We start from the raw sequence: 21,400 nt of genomic DNA, 5'->3' as shown, positions 1-21,400 counted from the left end.
CCGCCCTTTCAGACTCAATCGGGCTATCATCGCCCGATTCAGCCAGCTTATTGCGGTTGACAAGCGCGGGCGATAGCCGCGATGTCGTTGGGAGAGGTACGGCAGCAGCCGCCAATCAGCTTCGCGCCCGCCTGTTGCCACTCGTCCAGCTTGTCATGCAGCGTGCAGCCCGAGGGCGCTGAATGCCAGGTTTTGCTGTCAGCATCATACTGCTCGCCGGAGTTGGGATAGACCACCAGCGGTTTGTCGGTCAGCTTCTGCAACTGGTGTAGCGCAGGCGTCACGCTCTCAAGTGCCACGCAGTTGATCCCCATGGCCACCACCTGTGGCTGCTGATTCAGCCAGCTCACCACCTCTGACAGCGGCGTGCCGTCGCTGATGTGTCCGGCGTCACGCAGGGTAAACGTGAACCAGGCGCGGCTTTCAGGAAATTCATCCAGCAGCTTCACCAGCGCCTGCGCTTCAGCAAAGGAAGGCAGGGTTTCACAGGCCAGCAGATCGGCACCCGCCGCAAGCAACGCCTGCACGCGCGGGCGGTGAAACGCCATCATCTCCGCTTCCGGCAACGCGTAGTCGCCGCGATATTCCGAACCATCCGCCAGGAAGGCACCATACGGTCCCACCGATCCCGCCACCAGCAGCGTTTTCGCATCGGGCCGTACCGCCAGATAGTCGTGACGGGCGCGGCGCGCCAGTTCGACGCTCTGGGCGATCAACGCCAGTGACTGCGCCTCATCGAGACCGCGCGTGGCAAAGCCCTGCGGCGTCGCCTGGTAGCTGGCAGTGATGGCACAGCGCGCCCCGGCAACAAAATAATCGTAGTGAACCTGGTAGATCAGCTCAGGATTTTCCATCAGCACTTTCGCTGACCAGAGCGCATCGGCCAGATGGCAGCCGCGGGCTTCCAGCTCGGTGGCCAGCGCGCCATCCAGAATCAGCGGCGACGACTCCGTTAAAGCCTGCGCGACAGGGTTATGCGACATCTTTGGCCTCCTCAGGCTTCGGGGATGATTTGTGGGTCAGATGGTAAGCGGCATAGCAGAACAGCACAAACGGGATGCCACACCACAGCGCAATGCGCTGGGTCGGATCAAACGCCAGCCCGACACAGGCCAGCAGGCAGAGCAGAAAGCCCAGAATCGGCGTCAGCGGATAGAGCGGCGCACGGTAGCCCAGCTCGGCCAGCGATTTGCCCTGCTGAAGATGACGGCGACGGAAAACAAAATGCGAGGCGCAGATGCTGAGCCAGACCGCGACCACCGCAAAGCCGGAGATGGCCGACAGCGCCACAAATACCGTGTCCGGTGCGACCACGCTGGAGACCAGCGCCAGTAAGCCACCGATCATGCTGACGGTGATGGCCAGCAGAGGCACGCCGCGCTTGTTGACGCTGGCAAAGGCGCGCGGCAGTGTATTTTCATTAGCCAGCGACCAGAGCATGCGCCCGGAGGCATACAGGCCCGAGTTGGCCGCAGAGAGGATAGCAGTCAGGATCACAAAGTTAATGATGTCAGCCGCATAAGGAATGCCGATCTTTTCAAACACCAGCACAAACGGACTTTTGACAATCCCCGCCTGATCCATCGGAATCAGCGCCGCCAGCACAAATACGGTGCCGATAAAGAAAATAATCAGTCGGGCCACCGTCGTGCGGATCGCCAGCGGCAGCACTTTCTCCGGCTGCTGAGTTTCACCGGCAGCAATCCCGATCAGCTCGGTGCCGGAAAAGGCGAAGTTCACCGCTACCATCGTCATCAGAATCGGCAGTACGCCATTGGGCAGCCAGCCGTGCGCGGTGAGATTGCTCAGGCCCGGCGCGGGCGTGCCATCTTTCATCGGGATAAAGCCAAACATCGCCGCGCCGCCCAGCACGATAAAGGCGACAATCGTGACGACTTTTATCAGTGAGAACCAGAACTCTCCTTCCGCGAAGAAGCGGGTTGAGATGACGTTGAGCAGATAGATGGCGCAGCAGAAGACCAGGCACCAGATCCACACCGGGATCTGCGGGAACCAGTACTGCATACAGAAACCCGCCGCCGTCAGGCTGGAGCCAAGCGCCACCGTCCAGGTCAGCCAGTAGAGCCAGGCCACGGTGTAGCCGGTTGCCGGGCTGAGATAACGCGCGGCGTAGACGTGGAACGCGCCGGTTTCCGGCATCGCTACGGAGAGTTCGCCCAGGCAGACCATCACCAGCCAGACCACCAGCGCGCCAATCAGATAGGCGAGCAGCGTTCCCGCCGCGCCGGTGGTTGAAATGATATAGCCGGTGTTAAAAAACAGGCCGGTGCCGATCACGCCGCCCAGCGATAACATCACCAGATGGCGCACTTTCATGGTGCGTTTAAATTGTTCCTGCGAGGGAGTTGGCTGTTCGCTCATCACTTTTATCCGTATGGACGTCTAAACATCTATAAGGGACAAATTTATACGCGTCACAGCCGGTAATTGCAACGGCAGGGTAAACAGGGAGGATGGTCAGGTGGTTCAGTGCCCCGTCGCGGCGGGGCCTGATGCGTTAGCCGAAAACGCTTTGAATATAGCGTTCCAGCGCCATGCGGGAACTGAATCCGTGCGGGATGCCGTAATGTTCCTGTGAATCACCCGCCAGGTAGAGAGGGAATTGGGTGTAGTGATCGCAGGTCTTCATTTCTGAAGCAGGTTCAGCGAACGGCTGGCTTTTCTCTTTCAGCGTCGGGTGAATCACTAAAGCCATGCGCCCCATGCGCGCTTCGCGATTCACATAAACGTAGTTTTCACCACGGCGATAGCCATAGGCCCGTGGGGTAATTTCATCGACTTCGAAACCCGCTTTTTCCAGTACGCGCGCTACCTCATCTGGTCGTAAATACATGCTCGATCCTCTCCTCTTTCAAAAGCTTCGCAACCTTACATCAGCATGACAGAGTGGGCATTCGGAATTTTCCCTAAAGAACACTCCCGCGTCTCGTTTATCAAAAAGGTCGTCTACACTAGTATTACGTTTTTAAATCAAAGGGAGCTAAAAAATGTTTAATCGCACTGTAAAAAACGATGACATTGATATCAATCAGGATGTGAATGAGCTGGCCGATTCACTGGAAGCGCTGTTGAAATCTTATGGCAGTGACGCCAAAGACGAAGTGGATTCTGCCCGTAGTCAGGCAGAAAAACTGCTGAAGCAGACCCGCTCTAAACTGAACGGTGGCAGCAACCGCGTATCTCAGGTTGCACGTGATGCCGGTGCACAGGTTGATACCTACGTGCATGACAAACCATGGCACGGTGTAGGTGTCGGCGCCGCGTTTGGTATCGTAGTGGGTATACTGCTGGCTTCACGCCGCTAAGTACAAAAAATCCCCTGAGCCCTGCCCCGTGCGGGGCTTTTTTTTGCCCTTTTTCCGGCCTGCGACATTTACAAAAGAATTTTCCAGGCGGCAGGGCGCATCCCTGCTGGCTTTGCCTCTGTTGCGCAAATGCAAATCATAAAACCCTATATCTGGTGGGCTTGACCCCTCAAACCACTACATCTAGTATTTACCTCATCAGCACGACACCAGATGCCCGCCCGAATGAAGCCCGCAACAGGCTGCATCAGCTTCATTTCCGGACATCAGAACCGCATACAGAGGGAAATACGAATCATGCGCATTATTATTTACACTAAAGATAACTGTGTCCAGTGTACGGCAACCAAAAATGCCATGGATCGTCAGGGGCTCGCCTATCAGCTGATCAATCTCGACAGCCAGCCGGATGCTATCGATAACCTGAAAACACTGGGTTACCGCCAGGTACCGGTCGTGATGGCAGATAACGATCACTGGAGCGGCTTCCGCCCGGACAAGATCGCCACGCTGCGTCAGCTTGCCGCTGTCGGAGGCTAACCGCATGTTCCCGCTGGTCTATTTTTCCAGCCAGTCGGAAAACACCCACCGGTTTGTGACACGCCTCGGCCTGCCCGCCCGGCGCATCCCGCTGGATGCCCGGGAGGCGCTGCATATCGACCAGCCCTATATTCTGGTGGTGCCCAGCTATGGCGGTGGCAGCAGTCGCGGTGCGGTGCCCCGTCAGGTGATTCAGTTTCTTAATGATGAAGCGAACCGGCGCGGTATTCGTGGCGTGATCGCGGCCGGCAACCGTAACTTCGGTGCCGGTTACTGCCTGGCGGGCAGCATCATTGCAAAAAAATGTCAGGTTCCCTGTCTCTACCGCTTCGAGCTGATGGGAACGCCTGACGATATTGCGAAAGTTAAAGCGGGAGTAACCCAATTTTGGCAACAACAGATACCCTCAACGGCGTGACGCTCGATTATCACGCCCTTAATGCCATGCTGAACCTCTATGACGCGGATGGCCGCATCCAGTTCGACAAGGATCGCGAAGCGACACGTCAGTTTTATCTGCAGCATGTGCAGCCCAATACGGTTTCCTTCGCCAGCAACGCTGAGCGTTTACGCTATCTGGTGGCGGAGAGTTATTACGAAGCGGATGTGCTGAACCAGTACGATTTTGATTTCCTGCTTGCGCTGCATGAGGTGGCGGAGAACCGGAGATTTGAGTTCAAAACCTTTCTCGGTGCCTGGAAGTACTACACCAGCTATACGCTGAAGACCTTTGATGGCAAACGCTATCTGGAAACCTTCGAGCAGCGCGCCTGTATGGTGGCGCTGACGCTGGCCCAGGGCGATGAAACGCTGGCGCGGGCGCTGCTGGAGGAGATCCTCAGCGGCCGTTTCCAGCCTGCCACACCCACCTTTCTGAACTGCGGCAAACAGCAGCGCGGTGAGCTGGTCTCCTGCTTCCTGCTGCGCATCGAAGACAATATGGAATCGATTGGTCGCGCCGTGAACTCGGCACTGCAGCTGTCAAAACGGGGCGGCGGCGTCGCCTTTTTACTGTCCAATCTGCGAGAGTCCGGTGCGCCGATCAAGCGCATAGAAAATCAGTCGTCGGGCGTGATTCCGGTGATGAAAATGCTGGAAGATGCCTTCTCTTATGCGAATCAGCTTGGCGCACGTCAGGGCGCTGGCGCGGTGTGGCTCAATGCGCACCATCCCGATATTTTTCGCTTTCTGGATACCAAGCGCGAAAATGCCGACGAGAAGATCCGCATCAAAACCCTGTCGCTGGGCGTGGTGATCCCCGATATCACTTTCCAGCTGGCGAAAGAGAATAAACCGATGGCGCTGTTCTCGCCCTACGACGTGGAGCGGATCTACGGTCAGGCCTTTGGTGATATCAGCATCAGCGAAAAGTATGACGAGATGCTGGCGGACGATCGCATCCGGAAAACCTATATTCAGCCGCGTGATTTTTTCCAGACGCTGGCCGAAATTCAGTTTGAGTCGGGCTATCCCTACATCATGTATGAGGACAGTGTGAACCGCAGCAACCCGATTGCCGGTCGCATCAATATGAGCAACCTCTGCTCTGAGATCCTGCAGGTAAACAGCGCCAGCGAGTACAACGACGATCTCAGCTATCGCCGCGTCGGCAAAGATATCTCGTGTAATCTCGGCTCACTGAATATTGCGCACGCCATGGATTCGCGCGATCTGGCGCGCACCGTGGATGTGGCTGTTCGCGCCCTGACGTCGGTGTCGATGATGAGCGAGATCGGCTCGGTGCCTTCCATCGCCGAAGGCAATCGCCGCTCGCACGCCATTGGCCTGGGTCAGATGAACCTGCACGGCTATCTGGCGCGTGAAGGTATCGCCTACGGTTCGCCGGAAGCGCTGGATTTCACCAATCTCTACTTCTATTGCATCACCTACTATGCGCTGCGTACCTCTAATCAGCTGGCGCAGGAGCATCAGCAGACTTTCGACGGCTTTGCGGATTCGGACTACGCCAGCGGCGTTTATTTCGATAAGTATCTGCAGCGCGCGTGGCTGCCGCGTACTGAACGGGTAGCTCAACTGTTTGCCGATGCCGGACTGACGCTGCCCACGCAGGCAGACTGGCAGGCGCTGCGTGATGCGGTGATGCAGCACGGGTTGTTTAATCAGAACCTGCAGGCGATCCCGCCGACCGGTTCGATCTCCTACATCAACCACGCCACCTCCAGCATCCATCCGATTGTCTCCCCTATCGAGATCCGCAAAGAGGGCAAAACCGGCCGCGTCTACTATCCCGCGCCATTTATGACCAATGAGAATCTTCACCTCTATCAGGATGCGTATCAGATTGGGCCGGAAGCAATTATTGATACCTACGCAGAAGCAACGCAGCACGTCGATCAGGGACTGTCGCTGACGCTGTTCTTCCGCGATGACGTCACCACCCGTGACATCAACAAAGCGCAGATTTACGCGTGGAAAAAAGGCATCAAAACGCTCTATTACATTCGACTGCGTCAGATGGCGCTTCAGGGCACGGAGGTTCAGGGCTGCGTCTCATGCTCCCTGTAATGAAAAACGATGAAACTTAAACAGATTCAGGCCATTAACTGGAACCGCATTCAGGATGATAAAGATCTTGAGGTGTGGAATCGCCTTACCAGCAACTTCTGGCTGCCGGAAAAGGTGCCACTCTCCAACGATCTGCCCGGCTGGCAGATGCTGGATAAACAGCAGCAGCAGCTGACCATCCGGGTCTTTACCGGCCTGACGCTGCTCGACACCATCCAGAATGTGATCGGCGCGCCGGGACTGATGGAGGATTCGATTACCCCACACGAAGAAGCGGTACTGTCGAATATCAGCTTTATGGAAGCGGTACATGCCCGCTCCTACAGTTCGATCTTCTCAACCCTGTGCAACACGCAGGATGTGGATGCCGCCTACCAGTGGAGCGAAGAGAATGGGCCGCTGCAGAACAAGGCGCGCATTATCCTGGAGCACTACCGGGCAGATGATCCGCTGAAGAAGAAGATCGCCAGCGTCTTCCTGGAGTCGTTCCTGTTCTATTCCGGCTTCTGGCTGCCGATGTACTGGTCAAGCCGGGGCAAGCTGACCAACACTGCAGACCTGATTCGCCTGATTATCCGCGATGAAGCGGTGCACGGTTACTATATCGGCTACAAATATCAACAGGCGCTGGCCAGCGCTGACGATCTGCGTCGCGAAGAGCTGCAGCAGTTTGCCTATGATCTGCTGCTGGCGCTGTATGAAAACGAAGTGGCTTACACCGAGGCGCTCTATGGTGATGTCGGCTGGGTGGAAGAGGTAAAAACCTTCCTGCACTACAACGCCAACAAAGCATTAATGAATCTGGGCTATGAGGCGCTGTTCCCGGCAGAGCTGACAGCCGTGAATCCGGCCATTCTGTCGGCACTGTCGCCCAACGCCGACGAGAACCACGACTTCTTCTCCGGTTCAGGCTCCTCCTATGTGATGGGGAAAGCAGTCGAGACCGAAGACGAAGACTGGAATTTCTGATAGTCGGGCAGGTCGTCCTGATCTGAAAGCGTTTCTTCATTCAGACGGCACCAAAACTCAAAGCGACGGGAGCATACGCCTGTAGCAAAGCATAGCGGGCCATTGATGGCATCTTTTGCGTCTTTGCGAAAGGCGTATGCTTCCTGAGCCTGTTCGCATAACGTCACCCGTAAATCCTCTACCGTGGTTTAAACCTCTTGTTATGACTGGTATGGCCTGTTAATAAACATGCGTGTGAAATAGTTTTTTGAGTTATTATTAACCTAAAATGATTATTAGCGACCGATGCTGTTTATGAATGCGACTCGCCAGGGTCTGACGCCTGCTTTAGTAATGCTGATGTCAGTAGCTACCGGCCTCTGTGTAGCCAGTAATTACTACGTTCAGCCACTGCTCAATACCATCGCCCAGCAGTTTGATCTCTCTGTGAGCCTTGCCGGGTTTATTGTCACCACGGCGCAACTCGGCTACGCCTGCGGTCTGCTGTTGCTGGTGCCGCTGGGCGATCGCTTTGAACGACGCAGCCTGATTGTGACGATGATCCTGCTGGCTGCGACGGGCATGGTGATTATCGCCCTGTCGCACACGTTCCTCTTTTTACTGCTGGGCACGGTCATGACCGGCCTGTTTTCGGTCGCCGCACAAATTCTGGTGCCGCTGGCCGCCACGCTGGCTGAGCCGGAGCGACGCGGTAAAATTGTCGGAACGGTAATGAGCGGTCTGCTGCTGGGAATTCTGCTGGCGCGTACCGTGGCAGGCGGCCTGGCACAGCTTGGCGGCTGGCGCACCGTCTACTGGACCGCCAGCCTGCTGATGGTGATTATGGCGCTGGCACTGTGGCGCTCGCTGCCACGCGTGAAACAATCCGTGCCCATGAGCTATCCGCAACTGCTGGCGTCCATCTTTCGGCTGTATGCAGGTAATCGGGTGATCCGCACTCGTGCCTGGACCGGCTGTCTCTCCTTTGCCAATTTCAGCCTGCTCTGGACCTCGATGGCGTTTCTGCTCTCCGGCGCGCCCTATCACTTCTCAGAAGGCAAAATTGGCTTGCTGGGTCTGGTCGGTGCCGCGGGTGCGCTGGCCGCACGCCAGGCGGGCTCCCTGGCGGATAAAGGCAAAGCGAAACTGACGACCCGACTGGGCCTGCTGCTGATGCTGCTGTCGTGGGCCGCCATTGCGTGGGGTGCAGAGCAGCTTGTGCCGCTGATCGTCGGCATCCTGCTGCTGGATCTGGCAGTACAGGCTGTTCATATCACCAATCAGAGCGTGATTTATGCGCAGATGCCGGAGGCGCGTAATCGTCTGAATGCCGGTTACATGACCAGCTACTTTATCGGTGGTGCGGCGGGCTCGCTGCTCTCCGCTACCGCTTACCATCTTGCGGGCTGGTATGGTGTCTGTATCGCTGGTGCGTTACTGACTTTAGTGAATCTGCTGATCTGGGCGGGCGGATCGCGCTTTGAGCCGGAAAAAATTAACTGAAGGCTGTCCGGACAGTGCATTGGTCTGGTCACAAATGGTTAGGTTTGTTATGGTTAGTAACAAACCTATTCACTTCAGTTATTTTTCCTCGCGATATTATTAAATTTGCCCCCTTTTTGATAACGTCCCGGCACTGCGGCTGCCGCCGGGCGTACGGGTTTTTGACCCAGGGCCAGGGAATGGCCTGGAATACCTTTGATGGTGCAGCGTGCGAGTCTGTCAGCGACCACCTGCCAAAAAGTGACTACGCTTAGCCTGTCACCATAGTTATTATACAAGTTGCAATTAGTGAGGTTTTTTTTAATGGAAAGTTCGTTTACTCCCATTGAGCAGATGCTAAACATCCGTGCCAATCGCCATAAGGATTTTCCGTTGCAGGAAATTATTCTGACGCGTCTCTGTATGCATATGCAGGGTAAACTGCTGGACAACCGCAATAAGATGCTGAAAGCACAGGGTATTAATGAGACCCTGTTTATGGCGTTGATTACACTGGATGCGCAGGAAAATCACAGCATTCAGCCTTCTGAGCTCAGCTCTGCCCTTGGCTCTTCACGCACCAATGCCACGCGCATTGCTGATGAGCTGGAAAAGCGCGGCTGGATTGAGCGTCGCGAAAGCGATCACGATCGTCGTTGTCTGCACCTGCATCTGACCGATAAAGGGATGGAGTTCCTGCGTCAGTTGCTGCCACCTCAGCATCAGAGCCTGCAGTACCTCTGGTCGTCGCTGTCAGTCGATGAGAAGTCTCAGCTCGAAGGCATTACCCGTAAGTTGCTTAATCGTCTTGATAAAATGGATGAAGATCAGCTGATCGCCTCGCTGTCCCGCTAATAGCAATAAGTGCGACACAATCACCTGTCGAAATCGTTATTTTAATTTCCTTTTTTATCTGGCCAGCGCTCAGTCGCTGGCTTTTTCGACTCGGGCGCTGGCAGAAAAGGATTTCTGCCGCCCGACTAAATGGAAAACGTGGAGAAAGTCATGAGTGCAACGGCAGAAGCACAAAGCCCGCAACCGTCAGCCAGCAAAAAGAAGAAGCGCAAAAGCGTGCTCATTGTGCTGGCGCTGATCTTTGTGCTGATTGGTATTGCCTGGGGCGTTTACTGGTTCCTGGTGCTGCGCCATTTTCAGGAAACCGATGACGCCTACGTTGCAGGTAATCAGGTGCAGGTGATGGCCCAGGTCTCCGGTAGCGTGAATAAAGTCTGGTTTGAAGATACCGATTTCGTCAAAAAAGGCGATGTGCTGGTGTCACTCGATAAGACCGATGCCGAGCAGGCGTTTGAAAAAGCGCAGACGGCACTGGCCACCAGCGTGCGTCAGACGCATCAGCTGATGATTAATGGCAAACAGTATCAGGCCAGCATTACGCTGCAGCAGACCGCGCTGGCGCAGGCAGAAGCCGACCTGAAACGTCGTGAGCCATTAGGTGCGGCTAACCTGATTGGCCGTGAAGAGTTGCAGCACGCCCGTGACGCCGTGGCAACGGCCAAAGCGCAGTTGGACGTAGCCATTCAGCAATACAATGCGAATCAGGCGATGATCCTCAACACCTCGCTGGAGAATCAGCCTGCCGTGCAACAGAGCGCGGCTGAGCTGCGTGACGCCTGGCTGGCGCTGCAGCGCACCGAAATTCGCAGCCCGATGGATGGCTTTGTCTCCCGTCGCAGCGTACAGGTCGGTTCGCAAATCTCTACCAGCACCCCGCTGCTGGCTGTCGTACCTGCCACCAATCTGTGGGTCGATGCGAATTTCAAAGAGACGCAGCTGGCAGGCGTTCGTATCGGTCAGCCTGCCACCGTGGTCGCCGACATCTACGGTGACGAAGTGGTTTATCAGGGTAAAGTCGTGGGGCTGGATATGGGCACCGGCAGCGCCTTCTCTCTGCTGCCCGCACAGAATGCCACCGGTAACTGGATTAAGGTGGTGCAGCGTCTGCCGGTTCGTATCGAACTGAATCAGGACGATATCGCCAGGCATCCGCTGCGCATCGGCCTCTCCACGCTGGTTAAAATCGATACCACCAGCAAAGAGGGTAGCGCGCTCGCCACCAGCGCCCGTCAGCAGGCCGCTTACAGCAGCAACGCGCTGGCGATTGACCTTGCGCCGGTCAATCAGCTGATCACCGATATCGTCCGCGCCAACGCCGGATGAGAACGCGGAGTCTGTAATGGCACAAAAACCGCTTGAAGGGATGCCGCTGGTCCTGATGACCATTGCGCTGTCGCTGGCGACGTTCATGCAGGTTCTGGACTCGACCATCGCCAACGTGGCTATCCCTACCATTGCCGGGAACCTGGGGGCGTCGAACTCTCAGGGCACCTGGGTGATCACTTCGTTTGGCGTCGCCAATGCGATCTCGATCCCCCTGACCGGCTGGCTGGCAAAACGCATCGGTGAAGTGAAGCTCTTCACCTGGTCGACCATTCTGTTTGCTATCGCCTCATGGGCATGTGGCATGTCAGATAGTCTGGAGATGCTGATCTTTTTCCGCGTCATTCAGGGGATCGTCGCGGGTCCGTTGATTCCGCTGTCGCAAAGTCTTCTGCTCAACAACTATCCTCCGGCCAAGCGGAGTGTTGCGCTGTCGCTGTGGGCGATGACGGTGATTGTTGCGCCGATCTGTGGCCCGATACTGGGTGGCTGGATCAGCGATAACTACCACTGGGGCTGGATCTTCTTTATCAACGTGCCCATTGGTGTGGCAGTAGTCATACTGACGCTGCAGACCCTGCGTGGCCGGGAAACCAAAACAGAAATCCGGCCGATCGATATGGTCGGTCTGGTGCTGCTGGTGGTGGGGATCGGCTGTCTGCAGGTGATGCTGGACCGCGGAAAGGAGCTTGACTGGTTTAACTCGTCCGAGATTATCGTGCTCGGGGTCGTGGCGGTTATTGCGCTGTCAGTGCTGCTGGTGTGGGAGCTGACGGACGATCACCCTATCATCGACCTGTCGCTGTTTAAATCGCGCAACTTCACCATTGGCTGCCTGTCGATCAGTCTGGCTTATATGCTTTACTTCGGCTCGATAGTCCTGTTGCCGCAACTGCTGCAGGAGGTCTACGGCTACACCGCAACCTGGGCGGGTCTGGCATCTGCGCCGGTGGGGATTTTGCCGGTAATCCTGTCGCCGATTATTGGTCGCTTTGCGCATAAGCTCGACATGCGACGGCTGGTCACGTTCAGCTTCATTATGTATGCCGTCTGCTTCTACTGGCGCGCGTATACGTTTGAACCGGGCATGGACTTTGGTGCCTCAGCCTGGCCGCAGTTTATCCAGGGCTTTGCCGTAGCCTGCTTCTTTATGCCGCTGACCACCATTACGCTGTCGGGACTGCCGCCGGAGCGCATGGCCGCCGCCTCCAGCCTGTCGAACTTTATGCGAACCTTTGCCGGTTCAGTGGGAACGTCGATTACCACCACCATGTGGACGAATCGCGAGTCGATGCATCATAGCTATCTGACGGAGTCGATTACCCCGTATAACGTCAATTCACAGCAGATGTATAGCCAGCTGGAGAGCATGGGGATGACGCAGCAGCAGGCGTCAGCTTATATCGCGCAGCAGATTACCAATCAGGGACTGATTGTTTCAGCGAATGAGATCTTCTGGGCATCGGCGGGAGTATTTTTGATCCTGCTGGTGCTGATCTGGTTTGCCCGTCCGCCGTTTGGGGCAGGCGGTGGTGGTGGTGGCGCGCACTGATGTCACACAGCAAAACGGGCCTTTCGGCCCGTTTTTCATTTCTGACATGTTCACAGAGGGATGGCGTTTTTTGCGTCTTTCCGAGCTGACCCTGTTCCCTGCGCAGGCTCGATCTTAACGCTGACCCGTACCTGCCAAAAAAAACGGGCCTTTCGGCCCGTTTTTTTATGCGTTCTGACGCCACCATTCGGCGAGCAGTACGCCGGTTGCGACAGAGACGTTGAGGCTTTCCACGTTACCGGTGCCGCCAATCGACAGGCTCATATCACCCTGTTTGAACGCGGTGTCAGAAAGACCTTCACGCTCCTGACCTAACACCAGCACCATTTTCTCCGGCAGCTGAGCCTGCGCCAGCGGCGTGCCCTGATGGCTGGAGGTGGTCACGATGGTGTAACCTGCTTTACGGAACGCTTCCAGACCTTCGCTGAAGGTTGCGCCGCTGATCGCCTGCACATGCTCAGCGCCGCCTTCTGCGGTACGCACGGCTGCACCTGACTCCAGCAGTGAAGCGTCATTCACCAGCAAACCTTTTACGCCAAAGTGCGCGCAGCTGCGCATAATTGCGCCGAGGTTATGCGGGTTGCTGACATCTTCCAGTGCCAGTACGCAATCTTTCGTATTTGCCTGGCTCAGCCATTCAGACACCGCCATGCCCATACGCTTTTTGATAAGGAAGCAGACGCCGCCATGATGCTCTGTACCTGATGCTTTAGTGATCTCAGCATCTTCTACCACGTGATAGGCTTTGCGGTTAGCCGCCAGCCAGCGCAGCGCTTCGCGGAAACGCGGTGTAACTTCCTGCACGAACCAGGCGCGAACAATCGCTTCCGGACGGCTCTGGAACAGCGCCTGACAGGCGTTCTCGCCATAGACGCGGGTCTCTTCATTACGCTGACGGCGGATCTGCTCAGGATCGACGAAGCTCTTGCCGCTGATGCCGCCGTGATCCGGCTTATCGCTCTCAGGGGATGACGCACGATCGGCGGATGGTGCGCGTGACACGGTGCGCCACGGGGAGTCGCTGCTGCCATAGGCGCCGCGGCTGTCATCACCACGATCGTTGCGGCGACCTGCGCCATCGTCTGAACGGCGTGGTGCACCACGTCCGCCTTCATCACGACGCGGTGAACTGCTGCGACCGGTGTCGTCACCGCGACGACCAGCGGAGCGACCGCCTTCCTGAGTGCGTTCAGTGCGGGGGCCAGATGAACGACGATTATCATCCTGGCGGGCAGCAGAGTGACCACCTTTGCCTGTACGAGGATTCGGCGCGCGCGCGCTTTTATCGTCCTCGCCACGCACGTACATCACCTTAACTTTGCCGCTCTTGCCTTTATATTCGTCGTTCATGTCTTCCTCCTGCATTTAGAGCGCGCAGATTACCTGATGTGCTGGCGCTTAGCTATCAACTATTGAACCTATAGAGCAATCCAGATTGAGCGAAAAACCGCCCCCTTTCATAATGGACAACTATTACCAGACTGACACTTTTCAACATCAGAGGTTCCTATGAATACGGTATGCGCTTCATGTCAGGCAACCAATCGCGTTCCTGACGAACGCCTTGCCGACGTGGCGAAATGTGGTCGCTGCGGAAATGAGCTGTTCGATGGCGAAGTGGTGAATGCCACCAGCGCCAACTTTGACAAATATCTGCAGGATGATCTGCCGGTAGTGATCGATTTCTGGGCGCCCTGGTGCGGCCCCTGCGTCAATTTTGCGCCGGTGTTTAAAGATGTCGCCAGTGAACGCAGCGGCAAGGTCCGCTTTATTAAAGTGAATACCGAAGCGGAGCCCGCCCTGAGCGCCCGTTTCAACATTCGCAGCATCCCGACCATTATGCTGTTTAAAAATGGCGAGCGGGTCGACATGCTGAACGGTGCTATGCCCAAAGCGCCGTTTAACGAATGGCTTGACGAATCACTCTAAACTTCAAAGGCCAGCCAGTCTGGCCTTTTCCTTTTCATCTGCGCTTCGATTACACTGACGTTTTTCCTGCCCTGAATACTCATGTCTGATAATGCCGTTTTGCGCTTGCGCACCCAACGCCTGGCCCGTGCCACCCGTCCTTTCCTCGCGCGCGGAAATCGAGTCATTCGCTGCCAGGGCTGCCTGCTGCCAGAGGCCAACTGCCTCTGCAGCCAGATCGTGCCGCAGTCTGCCCGTAGTCGCTTCTGCCTGGTGATGTTTGATACCGAGCCAATGAAGCCAAGTAACACCGGTCGTCTGATTGCCGATATTCTGCCGGATACCCAGGCATTTGGCTGGTCACGCACCGAACCGGATCCGCTACTGCTGGCGGCCGTGCGTAATCCCGATTATCAGCCGCTGGTCGTCTTTCCGGCTTCCTATGCCGATCCCGGTCGCGAGGTGCTGACAACGCCACCCATCAACGGCAAGCCGCCGCTGTTTATTATGCTGGATGGCACCTGGACCGAAGCGCGCAAGATGTTTCGCAAAAGTCCCTGGCTCGATGCCCTGCCGGTGATGTCGCTGGATGTCAGCACGCCTTCGCGCTACACGCTGCGTGAGGCCCACGGCGAAGGTCAGCACTGTACCGCTGAAGTGGCAGCGGCGCTGCTGGCACAGGCGGGCGATCGGCGGGCGGCAGAGGCGCTATCTCACCATTTCGATCGGTTCCGCACGGCTTACCTGGCAGGAAAGCCGCATCACGCCGGGCAGGCTTAACCGCATCCCTCTCTGGCTGGCAGGCATGAGCCTGCCCTGACAGTTTGCAGGATCCGGATGTTCAGCCTGCGATCTGCCCGGAAGCACTGTCAGCAAAAAGCGTTTACAATCACGCAAATCCCGATCTCTGGAGGGCGAGATGAGCCAACGCGGACTGGAAGCGCTGTTACGACCTAAATCAATTGCAGTGATTGGTGCCTCGGTCACGCCCGGGCGTGCCGGCTACTTTATGATGCGTAACCTGCTGGCTGGCGGTTTTAGCGGACCGGTGCTGCCGGTGACGCCAAAATACAAAGCGGTCAGCGGCGTACTCGCCTGGCCCACTATCGACAGCTTACCTTTCGCGCCTGACCTGGCGGTGATCTGCACCCACTCAAAACGTAACCTCGAATTGCTGCAACAGCTCGGCGAGAAAGGCTGCAAGGCCTGTATTATTCTCTCTGCGCCTGCCAGCCAGTCGGCGGAACTTAAAGCCTGCGCAAGCCAGTGGCAGATACGTCTGCTGGGACCGAACAGTCTTGGTCTGCTGGCCCCCTGGCAGGGACTCAATGCCAGCTTCTCGCCGGTACCCATAGAGAAAGGCCGTATCGCGTTTATCTCCCAGTCCGCCGCCGTGTCGAATACCATTCTCGACTGGGCGCAGCAGCGTAACCTCGGTTTTTCGTGGTTTATCGCACTGGGTGACAGCCTGGACACCGATGTTGATGACCTGCTCGACTTCCTGGCTCGCGACGGTAAAACCAGCGCCATCCTCCTTTATCTGGAGCACCTCAGTGACGCACGTCGCTTTGTTTCCGCCTCACGCAGCGCCTCCCGTAATAAACCGATTCTGGTGATCAAGAGTGGTCGCAGCCGTGAAGCGCAGGCGCTGCTTGGCACCCACAGTGGTCTGGACGCTGCCTGGGATGCGGCCATTCAGCGCGCCGGATTGCTGCGGGTACAGGATACCCATGAGCTGTTTTCCGCCGTTGAATCGCTGAGTCATATGCGGCCACTGCGCGGCGACAGGCTGATGATCATCAGTAATGGTGCGGCGCCCGCCGCGCTGGCGCTGGATGAGCTTTATGCCCGCAACGGGAAACTGGCGCAGCTCAGCGATGAAACGCGTCGGCAGCTTGAGGCTATTTTGCCTGCCGGTGCGGGTCGTGGTAATCCGCTGGATTTAAAAGATGACGCCACCGCTGAGCGCTACGCTGCCTGTGTGGATATCCTGCTCGACAGCCATGAACTTGATGCTTTAATGATCATTCATGCCCCAAGCGCGGTCGCGCCCGCGACTGAAACAGCCGCACATCTGATCGATACCGTGGCCCGCCACCCGCGCGGCAAGCTGGTGACGCTGCTGACCAACTGGAGCGGCGAGTTCTCTTCACAGGCTGCGCGTCGTGCCTTTACGCAGGCGGGTATACCGACCTGGCGTACGCCGGAAGGCACCGTGACCGCCTTTATGCATCAGGTTGAGTACCGGCGTAATCAGAAGCAGCTGCGCGAAACGCCTGCCCTGCCCGCCACGCTTAACCAGGACAGTGCACATGCTCACCAGCTGCTGTCACAGGCGCTGGCGCGCGGCATTACCTCACTGGACACTCACGAAGTGCAGCCGGTGCTGCAGGCTTATGGGCTGGCCACGCTGCCAACCTGGATCGCCAGTGACAGTGCGGCAGCGGTAGCCATTGCCGACCAGATTGGCTACCCGGTGGCGCTGAAGCTGCGTTCACCCGATATCGCCCATAAGTCAGAGGTTCAGGGTGTGATGCTCTACCTGCGCAATGCCAGTGAAGTGGAGCATGCCGCCGAAGCTATTTTTGATCGGGTAAAGCAGACGCTGCCGCAGGCACGTATTGAGGGGCTGCTGGTTCAGAGCATGGCAAGCCGTGCGGGCGCGCAGGAACTGCGGGTCGTGGTCGAACAGGATGCTCTGTTTGGCCCGATCATTATGCTGGGTGAAGGCGGAGTTGAATGGCAGGCTGATAAACAGGCTGCCGTTGCCCTCCCCCCGCTGAATATGACGCTGGCACGCTATCTGGTCATTCAGGCGATCAAGAGCGGAAAAATCCGCAGCCGCAGCGCCCTGAATCCGCTGGATATCCCCGGCCTGAGTCAGCTGCTGGTGCAGGTCTCTGATCTGGTCGTGGATTGCCCGGAGATCCAGCGACTGGATATTCATCCGCTGCTGGCGGCGGGCAATGACTTTACCCTGCTGGACGTCACTCTGACGCTGGCCCCGTTCCACGGCGATAACGAAACACGACTGGCCATTCGCCCTTATCCGCAGCATCTGGAAGAGCAGGTAGAGTTAAAAGATGGGCAATTCTGCCTGTTCCGCCCGATTCTGCCAGAGGATGAGCCTTTACTGCGCGATTTTATCAGTCAGGTCACCAAAGAGGATCTCTACTACCGCTACTTCAGTGAGATCAACGAGTTCACGCATGATGACCTCGCCAATATGACTCAGATCGATTATGACCGCGAGATGGCGATTGTGGCGGTCCGTCAGCATCAGGGGCGCCCCGAAATCATTGGCGTCACACGCGCCATCTCTGACGCTGATAACATTGATGCGGAGTTTTCAGTGCTGGTCCGTTCGGACCTGAAAGGGTTAGGTATGGGCCGTCGTCTGCTGGAAAAGATGATCCGCTATACCCGACATCACGGCTTGCAACAATTAAACGGTATCACCATGCCTCATAACCGCGGCATGATTACCCTGGCCCGAAAACTCAATTTTCATGTTGATATTCAACTGGATGACGGTATTGTCAGCCTGAAATTGTCTTTACAGAATGAGATCAGCTAACCTTGTAGAGAAAGGTAAAAAACGTTCGAATCGACGAAGTTGATGTTATTATTTATGGTTATAACCCTGATTTGATGGCAAAAGGCCATGCAATGAACAGAGAAGAAGTGCACTGTGATGTTGTCTAAATTTAAACGTAATAAACACCAACAACACCTCGCAGAGCTGCCGAAACTGTCACAATCCATTGCGGATATGTCGACACTTTACTCGCCGGCCGAATTTCGTCAGACGTTGCTGGAGAAGATTGCGGCAGCGCAGACCCGCATCTGTATCGTTGCGCTCTATCTGGAAAACGATGACGCCGGACGTGCCGTCATGGATGCGCTTTATCATGCGAAGCAGGCGCGACCGGAGCTGGATATCTCAATTCTGGTAGACTGGCATCGTGCGCAGCGTGGGCGAATTGGCGCAGTACGAGGCGTAACCAATGCCGACTGGTATTGCGAAATGGCGACGCGTTATGCCGATATTGCCATCCCGGTGTATGGTATTCCGGTTAATACCCGCGAAGCCCTGGGTGTACTCCATCTTAAAGGTTTCATTATTGATGATACGCTGCTCTACAGCGGCGCCAGCATCAATGATGTTTACCTGCATCAGCATGACAAGTATCGCTACGATCGCTACCAGGTTATCCGCAATTCGCAGCTGACCGATACCATGTATGACTGGATCACGCTCAATCTGAAGCCAGCAGAAGCGGTTAACCGGCTCGATTTTGCTGAGCGCCCTTCCAGCCCTGAAATTAAAAACGAGACGCGCCAGTTTCGTCAGGATCTGCGTGGCTTCAATTATCATTTTGAAGGGAATGCCGGCAACGATGAGCTGGCGGTCACGCCGCTGGTCGGTCTGGGTAAGCATAGTCTGCTTAATAAAACCATTTTTCATCTGATGCCCTGTGCAGAACAGAAGCTGATTATCTGTACGCCCTACTTCAACCTGCCCGCCTTGCTGGTGCGTAATATCATTAACCTGCTGCGCCAGGGAAAACAGGTCGAGATTATCGTCGGTGATAAAACAGCCAATGATTTCTATATTGCGCCCGACCAGCCGTTCAAAATTATCGGCGCGCTGCCATACCTGTATGAAATCAATCTGCGCCGTTTCCTTAGCCGGTTGCACTACTACGTTACGACCGGCCAGTTGGTTGTAAGACTGTGGAAGGATGGCGAGAACAGTTATCACCTTAAAGGGATGTGGGTCGATGATGAATGGCAGCTGATTACCGGCAATAACCTCAATCCACGCGCATGGCGGCTCGACCTGGAGAATGCGGTGCTGATCCACGATCCTCATCAGCAGTTAGCAGCGCAGCGTGAAAAAGAGCTGACGCTAATCCGTCAGCACACCACGGTAGTGACGCATTTCCGTGAGCTTGAAAGTATTGCTGATTATCCGGCCAAGGTGCGGAAACTGATTCGTCGTCTGCGCCGGATACGTATCGATCGCCTGATCAGCCGTATTCTTTAATCCCTGCGGCCATGAAGGCATCCATTATGCGAAGCGTGCTGCTTTGCTGTTGTGTAGTGGATGTGCCCATATGGCGGAAGATCAATGGACCGGACGGGATAAAGCAGAACACGTTGTCGCTTCCGCAGTTCTGGCAGGCAAAGCAGGTCTGGCATTCTATTTTCGTTAAGTCCTGGGGCGGGAAAAGAGCTGTATGACAGCCGCCCGAATGGCAGCGGCTGGAGCTGGAAAGATTTCGCCTGGGATGCCGCCGGTGCAGCCAGCGGCATTGCCCTGTGGAATCTGAGTCAGTAGCTGTTTTAAAGCTTAATCCCCTTACCACGCTTGTGCAGCAACAGCGACACCAGAAACGCCACCGCACCCATCGCTGAGACATACCAGAAAAAGGTGGTCTCAATCCCCTGCTTCTTCATCAGCAACGCGACATACTCTGCCGAACCACCGAAGATGGCATTCGCAACAGCGTAGGAGAGCCCGACACCCAGTGCGCGCACCTGCGGCGGAAACATTTCGGCTTTAAGGATTCCGCTGATAGCCGTGTAGAAGCTGGTAATCAGCAATGCCAGCATAATTAACAGGAAAGCCACGCCGGGACTCTGCACATTTTGGAGCAGCGTCAGAACTGGCACGGTACAGATAGCCGCGCCCGCACCAAAGATCATCATGGAGGTGCGACGACCGATTTTATCTGACAATGCACCAATAATCGGCTGAATCAGCATAAAGACCAGCAGCGCACCGGTCATCAGCCCGCTGGCTGTTTTAGGATCCATACCCGATGTATTAACCAGATACTTCTGCATGTAGGTGGTGAAGGTATAAAAACTCAGGGAACCGCCTGCGGTGAAACCCAGCACCATCAGGAAAGGACGGGTATGGTTGCGCAACAATCCAATTACGCTTCCCGCATCGCGGTGTTCGCGGCTGGTCTTGTCTGACGTTTCTTCCAGAGAGCGCCGTAACCATAATGCGACAACCGCGAGCAGTGCGCCGAGGAAGAAGGGGATTCGCCAGCCCCAGCTGCGTAGCTCTGCGTCAGTGAGCAGAAATTGCAGCACCACCACGGTCAGTACCGCCGCTAACTGGCCACCGATCAGCGTGACATACTGAAATGAGGCGTAGAATCCTTTGCGCCCTTCCAGGGCTACTTCGCTCATGTAGGTGGCGCTGGTCCCATATTCCCCACCCACCGATAATCCCTGAAACATACGCGCCAGCAGCAGAATGACGGGAGCCGCCACGCCGATCGTTGCGTAACCCGGCAGGCAGGCAATAACCAGCGACCCGAAACACATCATGCAGACTGAAACCAGCATCGAATTTTTTCGGCCATGTTTGTCGCCGATATAGCCAAACAGCCAGCCACCAATCGGACGCATCAGAAATCCTGCCGCAAAAACGCCAGCCGTCTGTAATAACTGCGTGGTGGTATCGCCCTGCGGGAAGAAGATGTGCGCAAAGTAGAGCGAGAAGAATGAATAGACATAGAAGTCGAACCATTCAACCAGGTTGCCCGATGACGCGCCGACGATAGCCCAGATGCGTTTCCTTGTATCATCCGGCTGAATTTTATTATTTGTTGTTGTCATGCCTTACCTCTGTTCCTTGCTGATCAACAGCGTTTAAAGGATTGAGTAAAGCATTTAAGTCTACTGAAGGTAAAGGCGGGGTAATCTGAGATTAATATTGTGAGCCATATCGCCAATTAGCGAAAAATCAGCGAGTTGCTGGCGATTCTTGAGAGAAGCATGGGGGTTACGAGGGCTGCTGGAAGTGGAACTGCGGTCACTATTTCTACTTAATATCGCAAAATCTTGACGTAAAAAAGCCCCGCACTCGCGTGCGGGGCTTCTTCACTTATTTAATGCCTGGCAGTTCCCTACTCTCGCA

General features: G+C 55.9%; 18 protein-coding genes and 1 pseudogene. 14 read left to right on the top strand and 5 right to left on the bottom strand.

Annotated elements, in window-relative coordinates:
• Window positions 1–47: 47 nt before the first annotated feature.
• From mmuM to IBT54_RS14980, 3 genes are all read right to left on the bottom strand, one after another.
• The gene (gene mmuM, locus IBT54_RS14990) at window positions 48–983 is read right to left on the bottom strand and encodes a homocysteine S-methyltransferase (RefSeq protein WP_201252397.1); all 936 of its coding nucleotides are present in this window, start codon (window positions 981–983) and stop codon (window positions 48–50) included.
• Window positions 973–2,382, bottom strand: coding sequence for an S-methylmethionine permease (mmuP, locus tag IBT54_RS14985; protein WP_013358792.1), 1,410 nt, complete (start codon window positions 2,380–2,382; stop codon window positions 973–975). The genes mmuM and mmuP overlap by 11 nt, the downstream gene beginning before the upstream one ends.
• Window positions 2,383–2,518: 136 nt before the next feature.
• Window positions 2,519–2,854: a DUF2002 family protein gene (locus IBT54_RS14980; RefSeq protein ID WP_003850360.1), complete on the bottom strand. Its 336-nt coding sequence runs from the start codon at window positions 2,852–2,854 to the stop codon at window positions 2,519–2,521.
• A 154-nt stretch (window positions 2,855–3,008) separates the two neighbouring features.
• Here IBT54_RS14980 and IBT54_RS14975 point away from each other — a divergent pair, with 154 nt between their 5' ends.
• The 9 genes from IBT54_RS14975 to emrB all read left to right on the top strand — a co-directional run bounded on the left by IBT54_RS14975 (window position 3,009) and on the right by emrB (window position 12,552).
• A complete protein-coding gene (locus IBT54_RS14975) occupies window positions 3,009–3,326 on the top strand; it encodes a DUF883 family protein (RefSeq protein ID WP_033733577.1) in 318 nt (105 codons plus the stop codon).
• A 297-nt stretch (window positions 3,327–3,623) separates the two neighbouring features.
• Window positions 3,624–3,866 (top strand): glutaredoxin-like protein NrdH, encoded by a 243-nt coding sequence (gene nrdH, locus IBT54_RS14970; RefSeq protein WP_033783939.1) that lies wholly within the window; start codon window positions 3,624–3,626, stop codon window positions 3,864–3,866.
• A gap of 4 nt (window positions 3,867–3,870) precedes the next feature.
• Window positions 3,871–4,284, top strand: coding sequence for a class Ib ribonucleoside-diphosphate reductase assembly flavoprotein NrdI (gene nrdI / locus IBT54_RS14965; RefSeq protein ID WP_013358795.1), 414 nt, complete (start codon window positions 3,871–3,873; stop codon window positions 4,282–4,284).
• Window positions 4,254–6,392, top strand: a complete 2,139-nt coding sequence (nrdE, locus tag IBT54_RS14960; protein ID WP_201252396.1) for a class 1b ribonucleoside-diphosphate reductase subunit alpha — start codon at window positions 4,254–4,256, stop codon at window positions 6,390–6,392. Before nrdI ends, nrdE begins: the two co-directional genes overlap by 31 nt.
• A gap of 9 nt (window positions 6,393–6,401) precedes the next feature.
• The gene (nrdF, locus tag IBT54_RS14955) at window positions 6,402–7,361 is read left to right on the top strand and encodes a class 1b ribonucleoside-diphosphate reductase subunit beta (protein ID WP_201252395.1); all 960 of its coding nucleotides are present in this window, start codon (window positions 6,402–6,404) and stop codon (window positions 7,359–7,361) included.
• Between the two features lie 294 nt (window positions 7,362–7,655).
• A complete protein-coding gene (locus IBT54_RS14950; RefSeq protein ID WP_041457253.1) occupies window positions 7,656–8,843 on the top strand; it encodes an MFS transporter in 1,188 nt (395 codons plus the stop codon).
• A gap of 303 nt (window positions 8,844–9,146) precedes the next feature.
• Window positions 9,147–9,677: a transcriptional repressor MprA gene (mprA, locus tag IBT54_RS14945; RefSeq protein WP_003850381.1), complete on the top strand. Its 531-nt coding sequence runs from the start codon at window positions 9,147–9,149 to the stop codon at window positions 9,675–9,677.
• Between the two features lie 150 nt (window positions 9,678–9,827).
• A complete protein-coding gene (gene emrA / locus IBT54_RS14940) occupies window positions 9,828–11,000 on the top strand; it encodes a multidrug efflux MFS transporter periplasmic adaptor subunit EmrA (protein ID WP_013358799.1) in 1,173 nt (390 codons plus the stop codon).
• A 16-nt stretch (window positions 11,001–11,016) separates the two neighbouring features.
• Window positions 11,017–12,552, top strand: a complete 1,536-nt coding sequence (gene emrB, locus IBT54_RS14935; RefSeq protein ID WP_201252394.1) for a multidrug efflux MFS transporter permease subunit EmrB — start codon at window positions 11,017–11,019, stop codon at window positions 12,550–12,552.
• A gap of 165 nt (window positions 12,553–12,717) precedes the next feature.
• Here emrB and IBT54_RS14930 read toward each other — a convergent pair whose 3' ends face one another.
• Window positions 12,718–13,902, bottom strand: coding sequence for a tRNA/rRNA methyltransferase (locus IBT54_RS14930; RefSeq protein WP_033733581.1), 1,185 nt, complete (start codon window positions 13,900–13,902; stop codon window positions 12,718–12,720).
• Window positions 13,903–14,061: 159 nt separating this feature from the next.
• On the opposite strand from IBT54_RS14930, the gene trxC reads away from it, so the two are divergent.
• From trxC to IBT54_RS25200, 5 genes and pseudogenes are all read left to right on the top strand, one after another.
• Entirely contained in the window at window positions 14,062–14,481 is a 420-nt protein-coding gene (gene trxC / locus IBT54_RS14925; protein WP_013358802.1) for a thioredoxin TrxC, read from the top strand.
• Between the two features lie 81 nt (window positions 14,482–14,562).
• Window positions 14,563–15,240, top strand: a complete 678-nt coding sequence (locus IBT54_RS14920; protein WP_147789554.1) for a tRNA-uridine aminocarboxypropyltransferase — start codon at window positions 14,563–14,565, stop codon at window positions 15,238–15,240.
• A gap of 139 nt (window positions 15,241–15,379) precedes the next feature.
• Entirely contained in the window at window positions 15,380–18,037 is a 2,658-nt protein-coding gene (locus IBT54_RS14915; RefSeq protein WP_201252393.1) for a bifunctional acetate--CoA ligase family protein/GNAT family N-acetyltransferase, read from the top strand.
• 117 nt (window positions 18,038–18,154) lie between these two features.
• Window positions 18,155–19,510, top strand: a complete 1,356-nt coding sequence (pssA, locus tag IBT54_RS14910) for a CDP-diacylglycerol--serine O-phosphatidyltransferase (RefSeq protein ID WP_201252392.1) — start codon at window positions 18,155–18,157, stop codon at window positions 19,508–19,510.
• Window positions 19,511–19,580: 70 nt separating this feature from the next.
• Window positions 19,581–19,804 (top strand): annotated as a pseudogene (locus IBT54_RS25200) (YfiM family protein).
• A gap of 5 nt (window positions 19,805–19,809) precedes the next feature.
• Here the strand turns inward: IBT54_RS25200 and IBT54_RS14905 are convergent.
• Window positions 19,810–21,099 carry an MFS family transporter gene (locus IBT54_RS14905; protein ID WP_013358807.1) on the bottom strand — a complete coding sequence of 430 codons (1,290 nt, stop codon included), beginning with the start codon at window positions 21,097–21,099 and terminating at the stop codon, window positions 19,810–19,812.
• Window positions 21,100–21,400 lie beyond the last annotated feature (301 nt).

The sequence above is a fragment of the Pantoea sp. S62 genome (genome assembly GCF_016658625.1).
GTDB classification, from domain to species: domain Bacteria; phylum Pseudomonadota; class Gammaproteobacteria; order Enterobacterales; family Enterobacteriaceae; genus Pantoea; species Pantoea vagans.
This window is presented reverse-complemented; position numbering and strand designations above follow the sequence as displayed.

What these genes read in the sequence shown, in the direction of transcription:
- mmuM (WP_201252397.1), bottom strand. Translation starts at nt 983, where the DNA reads ATGTCGCATAACCCTGTCGCGCAGGCTTTAACGGAGTCGTCGCCGCTG.
- mmuP (WP_013358792.1), bottom strand. Translation starts at nt 2,382, where the DNA reads ATGAGCGAACAGCCAACTCCCTCGCAGGAACAATTTAAACGCACCATG.
- IBT54_RS14980 (WP_003850360.1), bottom strand. Translation starts at nt 2,854, where the DNA reads ATGTATTTACGACCAGATGAGGTAGCGCGCGTACTGGAAAAAGCGGGT.
- IBT54_RS14975 (WP_033733577.1), top strand. Translation starts at nt 3,009, where the DNA reads ATGTTTAATCGCACTGTAAAAAACGATGACATTGATATCAATCAGGAT.
- nrdH (WP_033783939.1), top strand. Translation starts at nt 3,624, where the DNA reads ATGCGCATTATTATTTACACTAAAGATAACTGTGTCCAGTGTACGGCA.
- nrdI (WP_013358795.1), top strand. Translation starts at nt 3,871, where the DNA reads ATGTTCCCGCTGGTCTATTTTTCCAGCCAGTCGGAAAACACCCACCGG.
- nrdF (WP_201252395.1), top strand. Translation starts at nt 6,402, where the DNA reads ATGAAACTTAAACAGATTCAGGCCATTAACTGGAACCGCATTCAGGAT.
- IBT54_RS14950 (WP_041457253.1), top strand. Translation starts at nt 7,656, where the DNA reads ATGAATGCGACTCGCCAGGGTCTGACGCCTGCTTTAGTAATGCTGATG.
- mprA (WP_003850381.1), top strand. Translation starts at nt 9,147, where the DNA reads ATGGAAAGTTCGTTTACTCCCATTGAGCAGATGCTAAACATCCGTGCC.
- emrA (WP_013358799.1), top strand. Translation starts at nt 9,828, where the DNA reads ATGAGTGCAACGGCAGAAGCACAAAGCCCGCAACCGTCAGCCAGCAAA.
- emrB (WP_201252394.1), top strand. Translation starts at nt 11,017, where the DNA reads ATGGCACAAAAACCGCTTGAAGGGATGCCGCTGGTCCTGATGACCATT.
- IBT54_RS14930 (WP_033733581.1), bottom strand. Translation starts at nt 13,902, where the DNA reads ATGAACGACGAATATAAAGGCAAGAGCGGCAAAGTTAAGGTGATGTAC.
- trxC (WP_013358802.1), top strand. Translation starts at nt 14,062, where the DNA reads ATGAATACGGTATGCGCTTCATGTCAGGCAACCAATCGCGTTCCTGAC.
- IBT54_RS14920 (WP_147789554.1), top strand. Translation starts at nt 14,563, where the DNA reads ATGTCTGATAATGCCGTTTTGCGCTTGCGCACCCAACGCCTGGCCCGT.
- IBT54_RS14915 (WP_201252393.1), top strand. Translation starts at nt 15,380, where the DNA reads ATGAGCCAACGCGGACTGGAAGCGCTGTTACGACCTAAATCAATTGCA.
- pssA (WP_201252392.1), top strand. Translation starts at nt 18,155, where the DNA reads ATGTTGTCTAAATTTAAACGTAATAAACACCAACAACACCTCGCAGAG.
- IBT54_RS14905 (WP_013358807.1), bottom strand. Translation starts at nt 21,099, where the DNA reads ATGACAACAACAAATAATAAAATTCAGCCGGATGATACAAGGAAACGC.